General features: G+C 60.7%; 21 protein-coding genes. 10 read left to right on the forward strand and 11 right to left on the reverse strand.

The window, feature by feature from the left end:
* From EI293_RS21440 to EI293_RS21480, 10 genes are all read left to right on the forward strand, one after another.
* Window positions 1-514, forward strand: a 514-nt coding sequence (locus EI293_RS21440; protein WP_148103289.1) for an aldo/keto reductase, incomplete at its 5' end; no start/stop codon positions are given.
* 90 nt (window positions 515-604) lie between these two features.
* Window positions 605-1510 carry a helix-turn-helix domain-containing protein gene (locus EI293_RS21445; protein WP_125440610.1) on the forward strand — a complete coding sequence of 302 codons (906 nt, stop codon included), beginning with the start codon at window positions 605-607 and terminating at the stop codon, window positions 1508-1510.
* A gap of 427 nt (window positions 1511-1937) precedes the next feature.
* Window positions 1938-2570, forward strand: coding sequence for a (2Fe-2S)-binding protein (locus EI293_RS21450; protein WP_125440611.1), 633 nt, complete (start codon window positions 1938-1940; stop codon window positions 2568-2570).
* 4 nt (window positions 2571-2574) lie between these two features.
* Window positions 2575-3561: an FAD binding domain-containing protein gene (locus EI293_RS21455; protein ID WP_125440612.1), complete on the forward strand. Its 987-nt coding sequence runs from the start codon at window positions 2575-2577 to the stop codon at window positions 3559-3561.
* 84 nt (window positions 3562-3645) lie between these two features.
* A complete protein-coding gene (locus EI293_RS21460; RefSeq protein WP_125440613.1) occupies window positions 3646-5988 on the forward strand; it encodes a xanthine dehydrogenase family protein molybdopterin-binding subunit in 2343 nt (780 codons plus the stop codon).
* Window positions 5989-6016: 28 nt separating this feature from the next.
* Window positions 6017-6586, forward strand: a complete 570-nt coding sequence (locus EI293_RS21465; RefSeq protein ID WP_211339628.1) for a carboxymuconolactone decarboxylase family protein — start codon at window positions 6017-6019, stop codon at window positions 6584-6586.
* A gap of 3 nt (window positions 6587-6589) precedes the next feature.
* Window positions 6590-6745 carry a hypothetical protein gene (locus tag EI293_RS22285; RefSeq protein ID WP_211339629.1) on the forward strand — a complete coding sequence of 52 codons (156 nt, stop codon included), beginning with the start codon at window positions 6590-6592 and terminating at the stop codon, window positions 6743-6745.
* A 195-nt stretch (window positions 6746-6940) separates the two neighbouring features.
* A complete protein-coding gene (locus EI293_RS21470; protein ID WP_125440614.1) occupies window positions 6941-7921 on the forward strand; it encodes an aldo/keto reductase in 981 nt (326 codons plus the stop codon).
* A gap of 122 nt (window positions 7922-8043) precedes the next feature.
* A complete protein-coding gene (locus EI293_RS21475; protein ID WP_125440615.1) occupies window positions 8044-8334 on the forward strand; it encodes a DUF3861 domain-containing protein in 291 nt (96 codons plus the stop codon).
* Window positions 8335-8510: 176 nt separating this feature from the next.
* On the forward strand, window positions 8511-9602 hold the full coding sequence (locus EI293_RS21480) for an aldo/keto reductase (protein WP_125440616.1): 1092 nt from the start codon (window positions 8511-8513) through the stop codon (window positions 9600-9602).
* A gap of 86 nt (window positions 9603-9688) precedes the next feature.
* On the opposite strand, the gene EI293_RS21485 is transcribed toward EI293_RS21480, so the two are convergent.
* From EI293_RS21485 to EI293_RS21535, 11 genes are all read right to left on the reverse strand, one after another.
* Entirely contained in the window at window positions 9689-10366 is a 678-nt protein-coding gene (locus EI293_RS21485) for a flavodoxin (RefSeq protein ID WP_246010767.1), read from the reverse strand.
* 93 nt (window positions 10367-10459) lie between these two features.
* A complete protein-coding gene (locus tag EI293_RS21490; protein WP_211339630.1) occupies window positions 10460-11380 on the reverse strand; it encodes an alpha/beta hydrolase in 921 nt (306 codons plus the stop codon).
* A gap of 96 nt (window positions 11381-11476) precedes the next feature.
* The gene (locus EI293_RS21495) at window positions 11477-12340 is read right to left on the reverse strand and encodes an SDR family oxidoreductase (protein ID WP_211339631.1); all 864 of its coding nucleotides are present in this window, start codon (window positions 12338-12340) and stop codon (window positions 11477-11479) included.
* A gap of 47 nt (window positions 12341-12387) precedes the next feature.
* Complete coding sequence (locus EI293_RS21500) at window positions 12388-13029, reverse strand: NAD(P)H-binding protein (protein ID WP_125440618.1); 642 nt, start codon at window positions 13027-13029, stop codon at window positions 12388-12390.
* Between the two features lie 104 nt (window positions 13030-13133).
* Window positions 13134-13631 carry a nuclear transport factor 2 family protein gene (locus EI293_RS21505; RefSeq protein WP_211339632.1) on the reverse strand — a complete coding sequence of 166 codons (498 nt, stop codon included), beginning with the start codon at window positions 13629-13631 and terminating at the stop codon, window positions 13134-13136.
* 96 nt (window positions 13632-13727) lie between these two features.
* The gene (locus EI293_RS21510) at window positions 13728-14894 is read right to left on the reverse strand and encodes an aldo/keto reductase (RefSeq protein WP_125440619.1); all 1167 of its coding nucleotides are present in this window, start codon (window positions 14892-14894) and stop codon (window positions 13728-13730) included.
* Between the two features lie 291 nt (window positions 14895-15185).
* Entirely contained in the window at window positions 15186-15857 is a 672-nt protein-coding gene (locus EI293_RS21515) for a hypothetical protein (RefSeq protein ID WP_125440620.1), read from the reverse strand.
* 50 nt (window positions 15858-15907) lie between these two features.
* Window positions 15908-16378 (reverse strand): (2Fe-2S)-binding protein, encoded by a 471-nt coding sequence (locus EI293_RS21520; RefSeq protein ID WP_125440621.1) that lies wholly within the window; start codon window positions 16376-16378, stop codon window positions 15908-15910.
* Window positions 16379-16411: 33 nt separating this feature from the next.
* Window positions 16412-18655, reverse strand: a complete 2244-nt coding sequence (locus tag EI293_RS21525) for a xanthine dehydrogenase family protein molybdopterin-binding subunit (protein WP_394343421.1) — start codon at window positions 18653-18655, stop codon at window positions 16412-16414.
* Window positions 18656-18777: 122 nt separating this feature from the next.
* Entirely contained in the window at window positions 18778-20010 is a 1233-nt protein-coding gene (locus EI293_RS21530; RefSeq protein ID WP_125440623.1) for a PQQ-dependent sugar dehydrogenase, read from the reverse strand.
* A 19-nt stretch (window positions 20011-20029) separates the two neighbouring features.
* Window positions 20030-20452: a cupin domain-containing protein gene (locus EI293_RS21535; RefSeq protein WP_246010768.1), complete on the reverse strand. Its 423-nt coding sequence runs from the start codon at window positions 20450-20452 to the stop codon at window positions 20030-20032.
* Window positions 20453-20480: the final 28 nt, after the last annotated feature.

Consider the following 20480-nt stretch of genomic DNA (forward strand, 5'->3'; position numbering starts at 1 on the left):
GCACGGCGCGTGGCGCGCGATGGAGGAGCTCTACAAAGAAGGCCGCATCAAGGCCATTGGCGTCAGCAATTTCCAGCCCGACCGGCTCATCGACCTTATCATCCACAACGAGGTGGTGCCGGCGGTGAACCAGGTGGAAACCCACCCCTTCCACCAGCAGATTGCTGAACAGCAGTTCATGGTGGACAACAAGGTGCAGATTGAAGCCTGGGGCCCGTTTGCGGAAGGCAAGAACGACTTGTTTCACAACGAGCTGCTCGCCTCAATTGGCAGGAAGTATGCGAAGAGCATCGCCCAAGTCGTACTGCGCTGGGCGATACAGCGCGGCGTGGTGGCCATTCCCAAGTCGGTGCGCCCGGAACGCATGGCCGAGAACTTCAATGTTTTTGATTTTGAACTGAGCCCGGAGGACCTGCAGGCCATTGCCACGCTCGACACGAAGAACAGCGCCTTCTTCGACCACCGCGACCCCAACATGGTGAAGTGGATTGGCGAGCGGAAAATCCACGACTAGACTGGAATGATGATGCCAGACGCGGCAGCGGTTACGGATAAAGTAGCGGCTGCCGCTTCCTGTTTACCTGTCGGTTAACCTCTTTTACGCATGGAACCCACGAACCCTCAAGTAGCCCCCCCGGCCCAAGCGGTCAACTCCCACCAAGCGGTTACCTCCCAGGAGCTGAAGCTCAAGGGCTTCAAAGCGTATGAGGTCGATACGGCGCTGAACCCGAGCCTGTCGTACCGCCGCCGGGATTTCTACAAGGTGGCCCTGGTGACCAGCCACTGCACTGTGCACTACGCCGACCGCAGCATCGAGCTCAACGGCACGTGCCTGATGTTCGCCAACCCGCACATTCCGTACTCCATCGAGTTGCATGACCCTTTCCTGAAAGGTTACTCCTGCCTGTTCACCGAGGCCTACATGCGGGAGAATGACCGGTCGGAAAGCCTGCAGCAGTCGCCCCTGTTCAAGGTCGGCGGCACCCCCATTTTCCACCTCAGCGAGGAGCAAATGGTCTATGCGCGGGGCATCTTCCAGAAAATTCTGGCCGAGCAGAGCACCGAGTACCTGTACAAGGGTGACTTGATTCGCACCTATCTGCAGTTGCTCATTCATGAGGCGTTGCGCATGCAGCCCACGGAGAGCTTTGTACAGCACAAAAACGCCTCATCCCGCATTACCAGCCTGTTTCAGGAGTTGCTGGAGCGGCAGTTTCCGGTGGAAAGTCCTAATCAGGCCATGACGCTGAAAACCGCGCAGGACTATGCCCAACAGCTGGGCATGCACGTCAACCATCTCAACCGTGCCGTGAAGGAAGTCACCGGCAAGCCGACTTCTGTGCACATTGCCGAGCGCGTCATCGGTGAAGCCAAGGCCCTGCTGCACCATACCTCGTGGAGCACCGCCGAAGTTGCCTACAGCCTGGGCTTCGAGTACCCCACGTACTTCAACATCTTCTTCAAGAAGCATACCGGCACCACCCCGCTCACCTTCCGTCGCGACACCTGAGCGAAAGTCTACTTGCTTGGCCACTCAGGAGGCATCGAGTAACAATGTAGTAGGGGTGAAAAGCAGCTGTAATGACGTGGGTGGCGGTAGTTGCCAGCACTACGCCAGGGTTACGGGGGCTTAACGAAGTGGAGGAATTCACTAATCAAACAGATTAGTTATCATTTCAAACAATGTCCGGCTGTGGCGAGCAAAGAGGCAACCTCCATGCTTTTAGACCGGTATTGTTAAGACCAATGCAAGGTCTTAATGGCGCAGTTGGCAGGCTAAGAGGCCGCCGGTATACCGCCACCTCGCCTGGTTGCGCCCGCTTTCTGCTCCAGCCGTTGAGCTAGCCTGCCGCCATTGCTACTGAGCGCGGCGAGTTGCCACCTACTGACTTCTGGCATCCCCTGACTGATTTTTCCTCCTGCTATTCCTCCTGGCCATGTCATCTGATTTATTCCCTCCGGCGGATACGCCGTCGCCCGCCGACAACTCGCGGCGCTCGTTCCTGAAGCAATCCGGTGGCATCCTGGGCTTGGCGCTGGCCCCGCCGCTGGTGAGCCAAGCCGAGCGCCTGACCGCCTACTCCAAGGTGGTGGCCGGCACGACCGAGTTTACGCTCCGCGTCAATGGCCAGGCCCGCACGGTCCGCGCCGAACCCCGCGTGACCCTGCTCGACGCGTTGCGGGAGCGGCTGGATTTGACGGGCACCAAGAAAGGCTGCGACCACGGCCAGTGCGGCGCCTGCACGGTGCACATCGACGGCCAACGCACCCTCGCCTGCCTATCGCTGGCCGTCATGCAGCAGGGCAAGGAAATCACCACCATCGAGGGCCTGGCCCAGGGCACCGAGTTGCACCCGATGCAGGCAGCCTTCATCAAGCACGACGGCTTTCAGTGCGGCTACTGCACACCGGGCCAGATTATGAGCGGCGTGGCCTGCGTGCGCGAAGGCCACGCCGACACCGACGACCAGGCCCGCGAGTGGATGAGCGGCAACCTCTGCCGCTGCGGCGCTTACCCCAACATTCTGGCCGCCGTGCGCGAGGTAGCTGGTCAACCTTCGAAAGGCTAGTGCGATGAACGACTTCAGCTACACCCAGGCCGCCTCCGCCAAGGAGGCCACCGGCCGCCTGAAAGACCAGGCCCAGGCCGCCTACATTGCCGGCGGCACCACGCTGCTGGACCTGATGAAGGCCAATTTGCAGGAGCACCCGCAGCTGGTGGACATCAACCTGCTGCCCTTCAAAGGCATTGAGCAAACCAAGGACGGGCTGCGCATCGGCGCCCTGGAGCGCATGAGCGTGGTGGGCGAGCACCCGCTGGTGGTGCAAGCCTTTCCGGCCATCTCGCAGTCACTGCTGCTGGCCGCCTCGCCCCAGCTGCGCAACATGGCCAGCATCGGGGGCAATATCCTGCAACGCACCCGCTGCGGCTACTTCCGCGACGCGGCCTTTCCCTGCAACAAGCGCGTACCGGGTTCGGGCTGCCCCGCCCAAACCGGTGACAACCACAACCTGGCCATCCTGGGGGTGAGCGATTCGTGTATTGCCAACTCCTACCCCGGCGATTTGTCGGTGGCGCTGGCCGCCTTCGACGCGGTGCTGACGCTGGAGAATGCGAAAGGCAAGCAGCGCCGGGTGCCCCTGACCGAGTTTTACCTGCTGCCCGGCACCACCCCGCAGAAGGAAACGGTGCTGGAGCCCGGCGAGCTGATTGTGGCCGTCACCATTCCCACCGCTGCCCACACCCAACGCTCGACTTACCTGAAGGTGCGCGAGCGCAGCAGCTACGCCTACGCCCTGGCTTCGGCCGCCGTGGGTCTGGACGTGCAGGCGGGTACCATCCGGGCGGCCCGCGTGGCGCTGGGCGGGGTGGGCGCGCAGCCCTGGCGCTCCCGCGAAGCGGAACAGGCGCTGGTGGGCCAGCCGGCCACGGATGCCACGTTCCGCGCCGCTGCGGCCGCGGCCTTGCGCGGCGCCCAGCCCCGCGAGCATAACCGCTACAAAGTGGAGCTCGCGCAGAACACCCTGGTACGCGCCCTGCAGCAAGTAGCGGCGGGCTAGCCGCGGCTCCTGCGCAATGGGGTGCCGCCGTGGGCGGACCCGTGTTGATATTCTCCTTTCCCTTTGCTAAGCACTCCGCACCCGATGGATAACGAACCGCAATTCTTTGAAACCAACGCGGCGCCGGGCGTCGTGGGGCAGCCCCTGAGCCGCGTCGACGGCTGGGCCAAAGTGACGGGCCAGGCCCGCTACTCGGCCGAGTACAACCAGCTGCCGGGCCTGGTGCACGCCGTGCTTAAGACCAGCGATGTGGCCAAGGGCCGCGTGACGAGCATCGACACCAGCGCGGCCCAACGGCAGCCGGGCGTGCTGGCCATCTTCACCCACGAGAACCTGCCCAAGCTGGCCAAAACGCCGAACAACCCCGACGACCGCAAAGCCTTCGCCTCCTCGCCGATGAGCTTCTTTCCCATGGCCTCGGACCAGGTGCACTACGCCGGGCAGCCCGTGGCCATGGTGGTGGCCGATACGCTGGAGCACGCCCAGTACGCCGCCACCCTGCTCAAGGTGAATATTGCTGCGGAAGTGCCCGTATCCTCTTATCTGGACCCCAAGGCGACGAGTTACGTGCCGAAAAACGTGAAGGGAACCGCCGGAGTCACCAAGCGCGGGGATGCCCAGGCGGCGTTCCGCAGTGCGCCGGTGCAGCTCACGGCCACCTACCACCACGCCACCAACCACCACAACCCCATGGAGCCGGGCGCCACCACCGCCCACTGGGAAGCGCCCGACCGCCTCACCGTGTACGATACCACCCAGGGCGTGTCGGAAACGCAGAAAACGCTGGCCGCCATGCTGGGCCTGGCCACCGAGCAGGTGCGCGTCGTGACCAAGTACCTCGGCGGGGGCTTCGGCTGCAAGGCCTGGGTGTGGCCCCACGTGGTACTGGCCCCTTTGGCCGCCAAGGCCGTGGGCCGGCCGGTGAAGCTGGTGCTCACGCGCCCGCAGCAGTTCACCGGCATGGGCCACCGCGAGGAGCAGGAGCAAACCCTGCGTCTCGGGGCGACCAAGGAGGGCAAGCTGCTGGGCATCGTACACGAGAAAACGTCCACGACCTCACCCTGGGACGACTACGCCGAAACCAACAGCCGCATCATCAACATGCTGTATGCGCTGCCGGCGTTCGAATCGACCTACCACCTGGCCAAGGCCAGCGTGATGACTTCGACCTCCACGCGGGCCCCGGGGGACATGCCCGGCTCGTTCGCCATCGAGTGCAGCATGGACGATTTGGCGTACCAGCTCGGCTTAGACCCCATTCAGGTCCGGCTGCTGAACTACGCCGAAAAGGACGCGACCAACGGCCATCCGTGGTCCAGCAAAAGCCTGAAGCAGTGCTACGCCCGCGGGGCCGAGCTGTTTGGCTGGAGTAAGCGCAACCCCAAGAACGGGCAGACGCGCCAGGGCAAGCTGCTGGTGGGCTACGGCATGGCCACAGCCTCCTACCCGGTCCACAACTCGGTGGGCAACGCCCGGGTGCGCCTCTACGCGGACGGCCGGGCCGTGGTGCAGGCCGGGGCCACCGACCTGGGCACGGGCACCTATACCATCATCACCCAAGTGGCAGCCGACGCGCTGGGCGTGCCGCCCGAAAACGTCCGCTTTGAGTTGGGCGACACCATCCTGCCCACCACGCAGTGGTCCGGTGGCTCCACCGCGGCGGGCCGGGTGTCCTCCTCGGTATACCTGGCGGCCCAGGAAGTGTGGCAGAAACTCATCAAGGCGGCCGTGATGGATAAGAAGTCACCACTCTACGGGGCCAAGGCCGCCGACGTGGTGATGGAGAAAGGCCGCCTGCAGCTGAAAGCCGACCCTGGCAAAGGGGAAGCCTTCGGCGAGGTGATGAAGAGGGCCAGCCTGAGCGACGTGGAAGGCACCGCCCAGGGGCGCTACGGCAGCGTGTACAAGGAGCCCGGCGCCACCGCCGACGCCAACATGAACAAGGAAGAAAAGGAAGCTGCCGCCGGGTACTCGATGCATGCCTTCGGCACGCACTTTTGCGAGGTGCACGTGGACCCTGAGCTGGGCACCGTGCGCGTGGCCCGTTGGGTGAGCGTGATGAGCGCGGGCCGCATCCTCAACCCCAAAACAGCTCGTTCCCAGGTCATCGGCGGCGCCATTTTCGGCATCGGCTCGGCTCTAATGGAGCAAACCGTGCGCGACCCGAACCTGGCCCGCTATACCAACGCCGACCTGGCCAGCTACCACGTGCCCGTCAACGCTGACATCCCGAATATGACCGTGGATTTCATCGACGAGCACGACCCCCACGTCAACGCCATGGGCGTGAAAGGCATCGGCGAAATCTCCATTGTGGGCGTGACGGCCGCCGTGGCCAACGCCGTGTTTCACGCCACCGGCCGTCGCCTGCGGTCCTTGCCCATGACCCCGGACAAAGTGCTCGAAGCCCTGCGCCAGCCGGCTTAATCGCATGAGAAAAACCACTTGTTACTTATTGGTTCTGTCTGGTCTGTTCCTGCTTGCCGGGAAACCCGCGCAAGCGAAAAGCACCGCCTGGGCACCCGACGCGCTTACGGCCCGGCAGCAGTCTATCGTTACCATTTCCGCCCTCACCGCCAGAGGCGACTTGCCCCGGCTGCATAAGGCTTTGGCCGATGGCCTGGCGGCAGGCCTGACCGTGAATGAGGAAAAAGAAGTGCTCGTGCACCTTTACGCTTATTGCGGATTCCCGCGCAGCCTTAACGGCCTCAATACCTTGCTCAAGGTGCTGGAGGAGCGCAAAGCGAAAGGCATTACCGACGTGGTGGGCAAGACGGCCTCGCCCATCACCAGCACCGCGCCCAAGTACGAGCGCGGCAAAAAGAACCTGGAAACGCTCACCGGCAAACCCGAAACCGGCCCCAAGACGGGCTACAGCGCGTTCAGCCCGGAAATCGAGGTGTTTCTAAAAGAGCATTTATTCGCCGACCTTTTCGAGCGGGACGTGCTCACGTTTTCGGAGCGGGAACTGGTCACCATTGCGGCGCTGGTGAGCCTAGGGGGTGTGGAGCCGATGCTCCAGTAGCACTTGGGCATCGGCCTGCATCTGGGTTTGACCCCAGCGCAGCTTAGTCAGGTGCTGCAAGTGGAAGAAGCCAGTATTGGCAAAAAGGAAGCGGACGCCGGCCGGGCCGTGCTGGCGAAGGTGCTCAAAGCGGACAAACAACCTGCCAGCGGAAAGTGAGACGGGTACCGCGGGCACAAATGCCAGGGCCTATTCAACTACAGCGCCTTGCCCAACCCGAAACAGGTCAAATAACCAGCTATTACTGGCGCAGCATTCGTGCCTATCGCCTTCAACTCATTTATGGGCTTCCACTCGGAGAGTGCCGCATGAATGGAAGCACTGAGTGCTTTTTACTCCTTATCAACCAACACCATGGAAAAGCGAAAATTAGGTACGAGCGGCCTGGAAGTATCGGCCCTCGGACTGGGCTGCATGGGCCTGAGCTTCGGCTTCGGCTCGGTCACGCCCACCGACGAAGCCATTCACCTGATTCGCACGGCCGTTGACCGAGGCGTGACCCTCTTTGATACGGCGGAGGCCTACGGCGAGCTCAACGAAACGCTGGTGGGCCAGGCGCTGGCCCCGGTGCGCGACCAGGTGGTTATTGCCACCAAGTTTGGCTTCAAGGACGGCCAGCCTCCCCTCGGCATGGACAGCCGGCCCGAGCGCATCCGAACGGTCATTGAGCAGTCGCTCAAGCGGATGAAAACCGACTACATCGACTTGTTTTACCAGCACCGCGTGGACCCCAACGTGCCCATCGAGGACGTGGCCGGCGCGGTAAAAGACCTGATTGCGGAAGGCAAAGTCAAGTATTTTGGACTGTCCGAAGCGGGCGCCGAGACCATCCGCCGGGCCCACGCCGTGCAGCCCGTTACGGCCTTGCAGAGCGAATACTCCCTGTGGTGGCGCGAGCCCGAGCAGAGCGTGCTGCCCACGCTGGAAGAGCTGGGCATCGGCTTTGTGCCCTTCAGCCCGCTGGGCAAGGGTTTTCTGACCGGTAAGATTGACGAAAACACCGAGTTCGATAAGAACGACTTCCGCAACACGGTGCCCCGCTTCTCGCCCGAAGCCCGCCAAGCCAACCAGGCGCTGGTGAATCTGCTGGGCACTATTGCCGCGGACAAGCAGGCGACGCCGGCCCAGATTGCTCTGGCTTGGCTGCTGGCCCAAAAGCCCTGGATTGCGCCCATTCCCGGCACGACCAAGCTGCACCGGCTCGAAGAAAACCTCGGCGCGGCCGATGTGCAGCTGACGGCCGCCGACTTGCAGCGCATCGAGCAGACCCTGGCCCAGGTGGAAATTCAGGGTGCCCGCTACAACGCGAAGTCGCAGCAGGCCATCAACCGCTAAGCGCGCCGCTTACGCCCGCTTCGCTCAATTACCTCATTTGCCCTGGCTATTGGCTGGTCAAGTAGTCAGGGCAAAGAGTTTTTTCGTTTTGTCATACGCCTTAGAATTCACTGCCTCCTCTGATGGAAAAAAAAGAAAACCGCTACCATCTGCGGCTTGACCAAGTAAGCGCCAAAACCGACACTTTTGTGCCCGCTTCGCTCGAATTCGATTTCAGCAATCACGACGATATACTACACATCGTAAAGTTGATGCAAGCCAAGCCACTTTTCAGCGACCCGGAAGAAGCAGCGCAGTTTGCCGTGGGCTTGAAGCTGTTCAGCGAGGTGATGTTGAAGCACCGCTCCGACCCGCTTTTTGAAGAGTTAGCCCAAGCTTTTGGCCCCTTTATGAAGAAGCTAAAAGCAAGTTGAAGCGAGACGGTCCCGGTGGAAATCCAAGTCGGCCGCTACAATACAATACGACGTCGCAGTAAACCATCAACCGTTGACTGCTGGCCAGGGGCCTACTTCCTGACCGGGCCCCTCGTTTACCGCCCTGGCTACTGCACGAGTCAGGGCAGCTTCTATATCTCCCTTCCCTGCTTGCTATGTCTTTGAATTCGTACGTGACCCTCGGCCACTCCGGCCTGCGGGTGAGCCCGCTTTGTTTGGGCACCTTCACCTTTGGCGAAGACTGGGGCGTCGGCGCTACCCCCCAGGAAGCGGAAACCATCCTGGCCCGCTACCAGGAGCTGGGCGGCAATTTTGTGGATACTGCCAACATTTACACTAACGGGCACTCGGAAAAAATCATCGGCGACGTGCTGGGTCGGGAATCCTCCAGGCGCGACCGGCTGGTCATCGGCACCAAGGGTGGCAACAACCTCTACCCGGGCGACCCGAATGGCGGCGGTAACGGCGCCAAGTCCATTATCAAGCAGTGCGAGCAGTCCTTGCGGCGCCTGCAAACCGATTACATCGACCTGTACTGGCTGCACCACTGGGACTGGAACACGCCGGTGGAGGAAACCATGAAGGCCCTGCATAAGCTGGTGGACAGCGGCAAGGTGCGTTACCTCGGGGTGTCGGACACGCCGGCCTGGCAGGTCGCCCACGCGCAAACCATGGCGCAGCTGCGGGACTGGACGCCGTTTATCGGGCTGCAGGTGGAGCACTCGCTGCTGGAGCGAACGGTAGAAGTCGAGCTGATTCCCATGGCCCGGGCCCTGGGGCTGGGGGTCATGCCCTGGTCACCGCTGAAAGGCGGGCTGTTGTCCGGCAAATTTACCCGGGCCAATGCGGGGCAAGTTGGCGGCAGCCGCGCCGAGACCAACGGGTCCGTGTCACTGCTGGGCGAAAAGGCTTACGCCATCATCGACCGCTTAGCCGAGTTGGCCGAAGTGCACCAGGCCACTCCCGCCGCCGTTGCCCTGGCCTGGGTCGTTGGGCGGCCGGGCGTTACCTCCACCCTCATCGGCGCCCGCCGGCTCGACCAGCTGGAGGCCAACATTGCGGCCCTGGACATCCAACTCTCGGCCGAGGAAGTAGCTTCGCTGGATACGCTTTCGGCCCCGGCGCCGACCTTCATCTCGTCGCATCAGCCCACTACCAACCGGTTTCAGCACGGGGGAATCTCTTTGAATGGCATTACGCCACTGGAACTGCCCATGACCCCAAAATCAGATAAGGACCGGTACTAGCTACCCCCGCGTGCAAGGGATAGCCTAGGGGCAGTAGTTCAAAAAGCAAAATCCAGCGCTGGCTGCCAGCGCTGGATTTTGCTTTTTTACTTCTTACCTACCAGGTTAAGTTTGTTCAACCAGGCTTTTACTTCCGTCTGGACCTGCTTTTCCTTATTCCCCTCCATCACGAAAAGCACGCCGTCCCTTTCCACGCCGCCGCGGGTGGTAAACCCTTCCAGCACGGTACTGCTGGGAGCCAGCGCCTTGACCGTTTCGAGGCTGCTGCCCACGCCATAGCCCGCGTTGGTGTTGAACGGGACAAGGGTTTTGCCGCTTAGGTCGTACTGCTTCAAAAAGCTTTTCATGGGCGGCGGCAACTGCATGCCCCAGGTCGGGAAGCCCACGAAGACGACGTCGTACTGCGACAGGTTGGCAATTTTCGTGCGCAGGGGCGGCAAATAGCCTTGCTCATTTTCGCGGACTACCTGTTGCACCGTGGCTTGGTAATTGGACGGATAGGGCTTTTCCAGCTCCAGAGCCACCAGGGTCCCGCCTAGCTCTTTGTGAATAATACCCGCTACCGCCTTGGTATTGTTGGTGCGCGACAAATACACAATCAATACTTTACTCGGGTCCAAAGGAGCTTTCACTGGAGCTTGACTATCGTCCTTTTGCGCGAAGGAGCAGGCGGAAATTAACAGCGCGCAACCCACCAGCCAGCACGCTAGGGAACGTGCGCGAAGGGCCATTCTTTGCAGTTGCTTGTTATCTTGATTTTTCATCTGAAAGCGATAGGGTAGGGGGGCTGATACCGGGCGCGTGCGTCAATTAAGAGTCTTTTTACCCGAGGCAACTGGCAAACATCTTTCGGCTTTTTACTTTCTGATGTGCTTTTTCCAAAGCCCTAGGGCATCGTCTATCCAGCCTTCAGCGTCACTTCCTTTCCCTGTTCCAAAACCGTGACCGGCCGTGAGGTAGCGCCGGTACACTACTTCGACGCCCGCAGCTTTCAAGCTTGCCACCCTGCGTTCCACCGTCTTCACATTGGCGATGCCATCGTTGGCGGCCACGGTAATAAACGTGGGGGGAAAGTCGGCGGAGTAAGTCGATTGGCCGGTGTAGGCGATAACAGCGGTAGCGGGTTTGGGCAGACCGCCCCCGCCAAAAGCCACCACCCCGCTCAGCGCGATGTTGCCTACCATCCGGGCACCGGCCGAGCCGCCCCACAGGGAGTAATCCCGGGGGCTTACCCCCAGTTTTTCAGCGTTCCGGATGATGTAGGCGATAGCAGCCGCCAAGTCTTCGGTGGCACGTTGCTCGCTGCCAATTCGGTATCTGATGACGAAGGCATTCAGGTTGTTTTCGCCTATCTGCTGCGCCAGCGGAAAGCCTTCGTGCAAGGACCCCACGTAGCTAAACCCGCCGCCCGGGCACACGACGGCAAACGGCGCCCCGGGCTTGCCCCGGAAAAAGAAAAGGCCAGTCTGTTCCTTCGAAGTGTCTTGCTGCTTTTGCTGAGGTGAGTAAAAACTATAGAAGATGGTTTGCCCGCTGTTGACCTCCTTAATCAAGTGGTTAACAGCGGAAAGAACAACGGCCGGCTGCACCTGGCCATGATACGGCATCAGGGAACCCACCTTACTCAGCGAAGTGGCATAGTACCGTGCGTTCGCATCCCAGGGCAGTAATAGCTCACCAAAGCCCCGAAAAGCGGGATGGTTTGCAAGGTCCCCCACAGTCTGAGTGAGTGTCAACGGCGGATGTAGCATGTTAGGGTTGCCGGTTGAATTCAGCATAGCCGCGGGCTGCCTGGTAGTACCGCCTAAAACAACCGCTGCTAGCATCAACCACTTCATCAGGAATATCTTGAGGATTTAAAGTTGCTTCCAGGGCTAGTTACCGATGCTGGCAACCGGCTCGTTGTAGGCGAGCGAGCCGGAAAGCTCTCGGTACGCGTCAATATCTGCTTGCAGGTCAACGAGTACTTGCTCGGCAGCGCCAAGCATATCGGCCCCGGCCAGAAAGCGACGGGGCGGCTTGGCGGCGTCCGAAATGGTGAGCAGAGCCTGAGCGAGCTTGGTCGGGTCCCCGGACTGCTGGCCGTTATAACCTTTGTAGAACGCCTCCTGGCCTGTGCGACGCTCGTCGTAGTCGGCGAGGTGGTGCTCGGCGAAGTTGGTTGACTCTTCCGTGAGCAGCTCGGTGCGGAAGAAGCCCGGATTGACCGTAATGGCTGCAATGCCGAACGGGGCTACCTCAACGAGCAGCGAGCGCATCCAGCCCTCCAGACCGAATTTGGCTGCCGCGTAGGCTGACCCGAACTCAAAACCCACGAGGCCAGCCATCGACGAGATGGTGATAATCTGCCCTGACCGCTGCCGGCGCAATACCGGCAGGACGGCCCGCGTCACGTTCATCGGCCCGATAAGGCCGGTGGCTAGTTGTTGATTTACCTGCTCGGAACTCAGCTCCTCAAAGAAGCCGGCGTAGAAGTTGGCGGCGTTGTTGACCAACACATCGAGGCGGCCAAACCGCTCCACGGCGGCTTTAACGGCAGCTTCCGCCTCGGCAGGCTTCGTAATATCGAGGGTCAGCACCAGCAGGTCGTCGGCTTCGCCAATGGCCTGGGCTACTTTCTCCTGGTTGCGGCCGGTGGCCACTACGGCGTGGCCGGCGGCCAGCACGGCTTTGGTAATGTCGAGGCCCAGTCCCCGGCCGGCGCCGGTAATGAGCCATACTTTCTTGTCTGTCATCATGTGTTGGAATGTTGGTGCCCGTCATGTGGCACCTTGCAGTGCTTCAGTTAATAAAAGGACGGTTTGTCCCAGTCAGTGTTTGGCTCGCTTACCCCCAGGCTCGTCTTGGCAAAGCGGTTATCGGCAGCCGTAATGATGTCGACTAGCAATTGGGCGACGGCCTGCCGCGTGACCTGGGCGCCCACAAAGGGTTCGCCCTTCTGCGTCAGCATGTATGCCGTGTTGCCGGCCTGGTTATACAGCCAGGTCAGCCGCAGGATGGTGTAGTCGAAGGCCTCGTTTTCAAAGACGCGGGTGGCCTCCGCGACCTGGCGTATCCGGCTGGGGCCCACCATGCCCTTATTCCAGTTTCCAAAAGCGCCGGGCACCTCATCGTAGATGCCGAGGATAGAGGCTTCGATGACTTTTCGAACGCCCGCTGCCTGCATGGCCGCGGCAATAACTTGCTTGGCGGCTTTGTCCCCGGCAGCGTTGACGTACACCACATCGACGCCCTGCATCGTCTTGGTCAGGGTTTGGGTGTCCGTAAAGTCCCCATCAACCAAACGTACGCGCTGCGGGTCGGCGGCTTTTAAGCGGCTGGTAGCCCGGCGCGCGTACAGGATGAGGTTGGCATCGGTTTGGCGCAGGAGCAGGTCAGCTGCCATTCGGCTGATTTGGCCGGCAGCTCCCAGGATTAAAATGTTCATCGTCTTTTGGTATTGCTGCTGACCTAGTCTTGCACCTAAGCGCATTCCCTCGGCCCCGCAAGGGCAGCGGGCACCCGGAATAAGCAGTCAGCAGTCTGTAGGGACTATTTATTGCCAGTCAGTTTAAGCGGCCGGGCCAGGTGGGAAAACGTGAGGGAGCCCAGCGTCCATTTGCCGTCTTCTTTGATATAGACCTCTGTCACCATGAAGGGATTGATGGCTTCTTTGCCGCCGACCATGGCCACCAAATCAATGTCATTGAGCAGGATGGCGGTGTTGCCGAAGATGTTCACGGCCGCGGAGTAGACTTCGGCTTTCTTATACCAAATCATGCCCCCTTTAATGACCCCTAATTCCTGGTCTTTTCCCCAGCTGCCGCCCATGTGTACGAAAACGCAGTTTTCCTTGAAAAGCCCCGTCAAAGCCGCTACGTTTTTGTCGGCCATCCACGTCCACTTGGTTTTCGAGAGCGTCAGGAGTTCCTGTTCCTCTTTGGTAAAGGTGGTGGAGGCTGGGTTGGGCAATTTTGCCTGCGCGTGGGTTAGCTGCAGGCTACTTAAAAGCAGGCTCAAAGCCAGCAAAGGCATTTTCAGGAAGTTCATGGGGTTACGTCGTTTCTCGTGGGAAAAGGAGCGAGGATGCGGGGAGATTACCGGCGGTTAAGTCAGCACCACCCGGCTCGGCCGAAGGAGTGGGTGCTAGGCTTTGGGTGCCGCTTCAACGCCCGAAAACTGGAGCACCATCTGGGGCAGCCGCTCGCCTTTGACTTGAATCTTAGCTACCTCCGCGTTGAATTGCTTGAGCTCATCGGCCGTAAACCGGACGGAATCCGCCCCGTTGTTTTCCAGCATGTGGGCCATTTGCGTGGTGCCGGGAATGGGCACGATAAAGGGCTTTTGGGCCAGCATCCAGGCCAGCGAAATCTGACCGGGCGTGGCGCTTTTGCGGGTGCCCCAGGTTTTGAGCAGCTCCACCAGGGCCAGGTTGGCGGGTAGGTTCTCCGGCGAGAAACGGGACTCTCCCCCGCGAATGTCGCCAGGCGCGAACCGGGTCTGCGCGTCGATGGCCCCGGTGAGAAAGCCCACGCCCAGCGGGCTCCAGGCCACGAACCCGATGCCGAGCTCCTGGCAGAGGGGAATGACTTCCGCTTCCGGTCCCCGCCAGAGCAGGGAGTATTCGTTTTGGATGGCCGTGACCGGGTGCACGGCGTGGGCACGCCGCACCGTTTTCAGGCCGGGCTCCGACAGGCCGTAGTGCAACACTTTGCCCTGTTTGATGAGGTCCTGGATGGCACCCACCACGTCTTCAATGGGCACCGCCGGGTCGACCCGGTGTTGGTAGAGCAAGTCGATGCGGTCGGTGCGCAGGCGCTTGAGCATGTTTTCCACCACCAGCTTCACGTGGTCGGGGCGGCTGTTGAGACCCGGCAGGCGCTGCCCGGTTTTTTGGTCGATGTTCCAGCCGAACTTGGTCTCAATCACAATTTTGTTGCGGAAGGGACCCACCGCTTCGCCCAGAATGCGCTCCACCTCCCAGGGGCCGTACGCCTCCGCGGCATCGAATAAGGTAACGCCGTGGTCATAGGCATTCCGAATGATGTTATGCATCTCAGCCCGGTTCGGTACCTCCGTGGTGTACTTGCGACTCATGTTCTGCACGCCCAGGCCCACGCTGGAAACTTCCAGCTTGCCCAGCTTCCGGCGGGTGCTCACTTTGTCTTTAGCAGCAGGTGGGGGCGCAGTAGTTTCCGCAGCGGCCATGGCCGCGCCGGTGGGTAACAAAGCGCCCCCGGCCAGGATTAGTCCGGTTTTTAGCAGGTCGCGGCGGTTCAGTCCCACCGTCGGGTTGTTGCTTGAATCGTTCATGGGTCGTGCTTGAGGTTAAACTAACTACTTGACGAAGAGGACCTACCAGCTGCATGGCACTACGTGTGCCGGCTGGCCCCGGTCGTCTTGGATTGGCTACGTAAAGGTCCGGCCGTTTTACTAGGCCAGAAAAAGCTAATCAAACGAGTTAGTATACTATTCAAACACTTTTGGGCGGACAACACGCACGTTGGGCATGAGCCCTAGGTCATGAGGTGGTGCAAGTGCCACGCCCGGCCCGCTTCAGGCTTTCCAGCCAGCACCGAGTTGGAAGTCAACAGGAGCTTTAGTTTAAGGCTTTGGCGCCACGGCACCCTTTTCCAGCCAGGTGGTCCACGCTTTCTTGAATTCGGCGTGGCTCATGGGCGGGAGCGTACGGCCCTCCCCGGGATGCCAACCGGCCAGCACCAGCGTGTCATCGGCATGGGCCAGCAACTCCTTCATGGACTTACGGCCATTTTGCTTGGGGTCCACCAGCTGTTTGGCCAATTGGTTCGGGGTGCGGCCTTGGAACACCATTTTCATGTTCGCCGGTGGCAAGTGCCATTCCGGGTTGCCGGGTGGGGTGTGCCGGCCGGGGGTATTGGTGGCTTGGTGGCAGTTGCCGCATTTCATGGCGTATACGCCTTTGCCATCTACGCCCCGCTGGGGCAGCATGGTATGCAGGTGACTGTCGTCGCCCTGCAGCGGGACATTTCCCGACGGGTGGCAGTTGAGGCAGCGAGGGCTCATCAGCACCTTATAGACCTTGCTAAAGGCCTGCGCTGATTCGGTGCTGTCCTGCGCAGTCCTCGCCGGTCGCGCGCCGCCAGCGCGTAAGGGCGTTTCCCTATCCGCCGCCGTTGCGTTTTCACCGCTGGACACCGTCGTAACGGCAGTGGTGATGAAAATAAGGAACGACAGGCCCGTACCTATTTTCAGCAAGGAAGAAGTACGGGTATTAGGTGCAGGATGGGATTTCATAGAAGGGAGTCAACACAACGGTATAGGTAGGCCGGCCGATTCAGCAGCTATTAGCCATTGCCGGCTTTGCGCTGCGAGGTAGCAGCCAACCGAATGGCCTCCCGAATTCGCAGGTAGGTGCCGCAGCGGCAAATGTTGCCGGCCATAGCTGCATCGATGTCCGCGTCGGTCGGATTCTTATTCTCCCGGAGCAGCACCGCAGCGGACATGATTTGACCCGACTGGCAGTAGCCGCATTGGGCCACGTCTAATTCCAGCCAAGCTTTTTGCACGGGGTGGTCCGCCTTTTCCGCCAGCCCTTCGATGGTTACTACCTTTTGCCCAACGGCCCGGCTCACTTTGGTGACGCAGGAGCGAACCGCTTCCCCGTTCAGGTGCACCGTACAAGCCCCGCATTGCGCGACGCCGCAGCCGTATTTGGTTCCTACGAGCCCCAGCGTATCCCGCAGTACCCACAGCAAGGGGGTTTCCGGGTCTACATCCACTTGGTAGGCTTTTTTATTGATGGTTAGGTTGAGCATAGCCGGAATAGGTAAGGAGGAGAAGCCGCCGGATTACAGGGCAGTAGGGGTATTCAATTGAGGACCGAACGGCTGCTGGTAGAAGCGTTTGCCGGCCGCTTTGTACAAGGCATTGGCCACGGCCCCGAAAACCGGCGGGAACGGCGGCTCACCCAAACCGGTCGGGTCGATGTCGTTCTGCACAAAATGAACGTCAATCTTTTGGGGGGCCTCGTGCATCCGGATGAGCCGGTAGTTGTAGAAGTTGGTTTGCTCTACGGCCCCGTTCTTCAGCGTCAATCCCCCGTAAAAGGCATTCCCGATGCCGTCGACCACGGCGCCCTGCACCATGTTGGTGGCCGCATCGGGATTAATCACAATGCCGCAATCAATGGCGCTGAAGACCCTCTCCACGTAGGGTTGTCCGTCTCGCATCACCATGTCCACGACGTGAGCCGCGTAGGAGTTATGGCAGAAGTACGCGGCCACGCCCCGGCTGTATTTCTTATTCTCCGGCTGGTTCCAGCCGGACTTATCGCGCACCAGCTTCAATATCCCCGCGTAGCGGTCGGCATCATAGTCGTTGTTTTTGCCGACCGGATTTTCCTTGGCTCGTTTGAGCAGTTCTAAGCGGAGCTCAATCGGGTCCTTGCCCATGGCTTCGGCCAACTCATCCAGAAAGGATTGCTCGGCCGCCGCATTGAAGTTGGAGCGCGGCGCCCGAAACGCCCCAATCGTGATGTTAGAAGGGATTTCCCATCCTTCGGCCAGGTAGTTATCGACCGCGCCGGCCGGAAACCGATTGGCGTGAATCGGGTGCTCGGGGATGCCGCCGCCTTTCACGTGGAAGGCAATCAAATCTTTGTTCGCGTCCAGGGCGGCCCGGTAGGTGGCCGTGTACATGGGGCGATAGATGCCATAGGTCATGTCGTCCTCGCGGGTGTAGACCAGTTTGACCGGCGCTTTTACTTTTCTCGATATCAGGGCCGCTTCGGTCAGGTAGTGCCCGTAGGCCCGGCGCCCGAAGCCGCCGCCCATGCGGGTCATCTGAATTTCGATTTTGTCGGCGGGCAGGTTCAAGACCTTGGCCAGGGTGGGTTCCGTCCAGCCCGGGGCCTGCAGCGGGCCGACCAACAGGGCTTTTTCGTCCGTGACATGGGCGAAGAAATTCATCGGCTCCATGCAGTTATGGGCCAGGAACGGGCCGTGGCAGGTGCGCTCAATCACCGTGGCGGCATTTTTAAACGCCGTTTCCGGGTCGCCGTCCCGGCGGAGCTGCTGGGCCGGTTTGGCCGCGTAGTCCTTCATGTTGCGCAGCTGGGCATCCGTGCTTTCCAGCTCGCCGGGCACCACAACTTCCCGTTTCGGACCCCGGCCGCCCCCCATCGTGTCCTTGGTATCGCCGGCCGGCTCCCACTGGACTTTTAGTTTTTTGCGGGCCTGCATTACCTGCCAGGTCGTATTGCCGACTACCACGAGTAGCTCATTGAAGCTGCGGGTGTCGAAACCGCCCTGCTCGAAGCCCTCTGCGTACAATTGCTGGCGGAAAACATCCTTGATACCCGGCATCTTCAGGGCCTCGGTGGCATCGAATGATTTGAGTTTCATGCCGAAGCCCGGCGGATGCTCGGCCATGGCAATCAGCATACCCGGCTGCTGGTAGTCTATCCCAAACAAGGGCTTGCCAGACACGATTTTCTGCCCCTCCACATTTTTCTTGGACCGGCTGACCACCGTGAAGTCCTTGGGCGCTTTGAGCTTCATGCCTTTAGGAACCGGGAGGCTGGCAGCTTGAGAAGCAAAACTGCCGTAGGTGGCTGATTTACGGCTTTTCGCGTGGTGCAGCATTCCGGCTTTGGTGGTCACTTCCTCCACCGGCACGGCCCAAGCCTGGGCGGCGGCGGTCCGGAGCATCTGGCGCACCGCGGCCCCCGCCTCGCGCAGGGGCTTCCAGTACATGCGCATAGAATTGCTGCCTCCGGTGAATTGGGGGCCTAGTTTCGCGTTGTCGTGGGGGCCCATTTCCACCACGATTTTCTGCCAGTCCACGTCCAGCTCCTCGGCTATCATCATGGGCAGCGAGGTCATCACGTTCTGCCCGAATTCTGGATTCGGGTTCAGGATTTTGATGACGTTGTCGGGGGTGATTTTAACATACCCATTAATTTCAACCCATTGGCCACCCGGAGCCATCTCTTTCTCACGGCCGGCCGGGGTGAAGGCCGATAGCCAGGTGAAACTGAGCATCAGCCCTCCGCCGGCCAGAGCGGAAGATTTCAGGAATGACCGCCGGGTCATGGATGTTGTTGGAGTGGTCATCACTGAATTTTTTAACGCGGATAAGTAATGGTAGCCGAGTGGCTGCTGGACGTTAGGAAGGCGCACGGCACCTACAATATAGGGCCCTATGTCAAAACGAGTTAGGGTCGGTCAATGCGATACAGCCGTCCCTGGTCGGTGATGGCATACAAGGCGCCGTCGGTACCCTGCGTGACATCGCGGAAGCGCTGCCCTTCGCTGGCCAGCAGCCGTTCTTCGCCCACCACCCGGTTGTTGTCGATGACCAGGCGCACAATATGCTGGCCGCTGAGGGCGCCAATGAACAGGTTATTTTGCCATTCGGCCACGCGGTTACCCGCGTAGAAACTCATGCCGCTGGGCGACACCACCGGGTCCCAGTAGTAAACCGGCTGCTCCATGCCCTGATTTTGCTGAATGCCACTCAGTACGGGCTGGCCGCTGTATTCGAGGCCGTAGGTAATCGTCGGCCAACCATAGTTAGCTCCGGGCTGGGGCCGGTTGATTTCATCCCCTCCCCGGGGGCCGTGCTCGCTTTGCCAGATATCCCCCGTCACCGGATGAATCGCCAGCCCTTGCGGGTTGCGGTGGCCAATGGAATACAGCTCGGGGCGGGCGCCCGGCTGGGTAAACACCGGGTTGCCGGGGGCCGGCCGGCCATCCTTGGTGATGCGGATAACCTTGCCCAGCGCCGACGTAACTGATTGCGCCTGGGCCCGGGTGGCGTTATCGGCCCGTTCGCCGGCGCTCACCACCAGGTTGCCCGTGCGGTCAACTACCACGCGGCCCCCGTAATGATTGACGCCTGCGTAGGCCGGCTCGGCCCGGTAAATGACGGTGGCGGCCTCTATGGTCCGTTCATCCGTAGCCAACCGGCCCTTGCCGATGGCCGTCAGGTTGCCGCCCGGGCGGGGCTCCGAAAACGACCAGTATACCAACCGGTTGGTGGCGAAATTCGGGTCGATGCACAAGCCCAGCAGCCCGCCTTGCCCGGAGGCATTGACCGCCGGCAGGCCCGTGATGGGCGCGCTGACCACGCCGGCCGGGGTAACCAGGCGCATACTCCCCGCCTTCTCGGTTATCAGCAAGCGGCCATCGGGCAGCGGGGTGATGCCCCACGGGCTGGTCAGCGAGGAGGTGACAACAGCAGCCCGGTAGCTGCTCGCAGGGGTCGTGACGCCATTAATCCGGGTTTGGCCCGCAAAGGCGGGGCGGTAACTGGAGTTGGGAGCATTGGTTTCAACCGGGGACGTGGGAGAAACCGGCGGGGTAGGCGTCGCGCTATCATCTCCACCGCGCGAGCACGACAGCAGGGCCAGCGAAGAACCAAAGGCGAAAATCAGGCGCTGTTTCATGGTGATAACAAGTATCTAATTATCTACCACCCTGGTATTCCGCTGCTGTTACCCGTTTCAACCAGACGGTTTTGCCCTTTTGCGTCGGGGTCGTCGCCAGGTAGGCAAAGGTGCTTTTAGGGGCGGCGCCGTGCCAATGCTCCACGCCGGGCTGGCATTTGATTACTTGCCCTTTTTTCACCGTCTGCCGGGGCTTGCCGCGCTCCTGGTAGTAGCCGATGCCTTCGGTAATGAGCAGGATTTGCCCCGCTGGGTGAATGTGCCAGTCCAGTTTGGCCCCGGGAGCAAAGGTGGCCGTGGCAATGCTGTAAGCGAAGACGCTATCCGCCTCACTCAGTTCCTTAAGCCACACTGTTCCGGTGTGGTTATCGACGGTCGCAATTTCTCCCTTGGGAAAAATCGCGGTCTGTTGCGCGGCAGCCTGCGTGGCCAGGGCCAGCAAGAAAATACCGGCCCCTATTGCTCGTCTC

The organism is Hymenobacter perfusus, from assembly GCF_003944765.1.
In the GTDB taxonomy this organism is placed as follows: Bacteria; Bacteroidota; Bacteroidia; order Cytophagales; family Hymenobacteraceae; genus Hymenobacter; species Hymenobacter perfusus.

Coding starts and splice junctions, on each gene's coding strand:
- EI293_RS21520 (WP_125440621.1), bottom strand. CDS start 16,378: ATGCTCAACCTAACCATCAATAAAAAAGCCTACCAAGTGGATGTAGAC.
- EI293_RS21490 (WP_211339630.1), bottom strand. CDS start 11,380: ATGCTGAATTCAACCGGCAACCCTAACATGCTACATCCGCCGTTGACA.
- EI293_RS21510 (WP_125440619.1), bottom strand. CDS start 14,894: ATGAACGATTCAAGCAACAACCCGACGGTGGGACTGAACCGCCGCGAC.
- EI293_RS21475 (WP_125440615.1), top strand. CDS start 8,044: ATGGAAAAAAAAGAAAACCGCTACCATCTGCGGCTTGACCAAGTAAGC.
- EI293_RS21525 (WP_394343421.1), bottom strand. CDS start 18,655: ATGACCCGGCGGTCATTCCTGAAATCTTCCGCTCTGGCCGGCGGAGGG.
- EI293_RS21470 (WP_125440614.1), top strand. CDS start 6,941: ATGGAAAAGCGAAAATTAGGTACGAGCGGCCTGGAAGTATCGGCCCTC.
- EI293_RS21530 (WP_125440623.1), bottom strand. CDS start 20,010: ATGAAACAGCGCCTGATTTTCGCCTTTGGTTCTTCGCTGGCCCTGCTG.
- EI293_RS21455 (WP_125440612.1), top strand. CDS start 2,575: ATGAACGACTTCAGCTACACCCAGGCCGCCTCCGCCAAGGAGGCCACC.
- EI293_RS21460 (WP_125440613.1), top strand. CDS start 3,646: ATGGATAACGAACCGCAATTCTTTGAAACCAACGCGGCGCCGGGCGTC.
- EI293_RS21505 (WP_211339632.1), bottom strand. CDS start 13,631: ATGAACTTCCTGAAAATGCCTTTGCTGGCTTTGAGCCTGCTTTTAAGT.
- EI293_RS21500 (WP_125440618.1), bottom strand. CDS start 13,029: ATGAACATTTTAATCCTGGGAGCTGCCGGCCAAATCAGCCGAATGGCA.
- EI293_RS21485 (WP_246010767.1), bottom strand. CDS start 10,366: ATGAAAAATCAAGATAACAAGCAACTGCAAAGAATGGCCCTTCGCGCA.
- EI293_RS21480 (WP_125440616.1), top strand. CDS start 8,511: ATGTCTTTGAATTCGTACGTGACCCTCGGCCACTCCGGCCTGCGGGTG.
- EI293_RS21495 (WP_211339631.1), bottom strand. CDS start 12,340: ATGATGACAGACAAGAAAGTATGGCTCATTACCGGCGCCGGCCGGGGA.
- EI293_RS21450 (WP_125440611.1), top strand. CDS start 1,938: ATGTCATCTGATTTATTCCCTCCGGCGGATACGCCGTCGCCCGCCGAC.
- EI293_RS21515 (WP_125440620.1), bottom strand. CDS start 15,857: ATGAAATCCCATCCTGCACCTAATACCCGTACTTCTTCCTTGCTGAAA.
- EI293_RS21445 (WP_125440610.1), top strand. CDS start 605: ATGGAACCCACGAACCCTCAAGTAGCCCCCCCGGCCCAAGCGGTCAAC.